This window comes from Pseudomonas sp. SIMBA_041, assembly GCF_046535095.1.
Lineage (GTDB): Bacteria > Pseudomonadota > Gammaproteobacteria > Pseudomonadales > Pseudomonadaceae > Aquipseudomonas > Aquipseudomonas mucoides.
The window spans coordinates 1-251 of record NZ_JAWRXJ010000664.1 but is presented as its reverse complement, the minus strand read 5'-3'; the positions used below and the strand labels follow the sequence as shown (position 1 = coordinate 251).

The window sequence follows — 251 nt, the reverse complement described above, 5'->3', positions numbered from 1 at the left end:
CTAAGACTGATTAGCTATCTAAAAAACGCACTTTTCCTGTCTCTAAGTCATACTCAGCGCCGACTACCAATAGCTGACCACTATTGGTTAAGTCCTCTAATGCACGTGAGCCATGTTTTAGCTGACTAACTGACATACGTACGTTAGCGCGAATAGAGCGATCGACCAGCTCGTCTGCATCGACGTCTTGACCATTGGCAGTTGCCAGTTCGTGCAAGTTATAAACGCTTGGGCGAATACGATCAACGATA

At 45.8% G+C, this 251-nt stretch carries 1 protein-coding gene; it reads right to left on the bottom strand.

Annotation, left to right across the window (positions count from 1 at the left end):
* Nucleotides 1-10 precede the first annotated feature (10 nt).
* A partial coding sequence (locus SB725_RS32775) for a carbonic anhydrase (RefSeq protein ID WP_410923649.1) occupies nt 11-251 on the bottom strand: 241 nt, incomplete at its 5' end.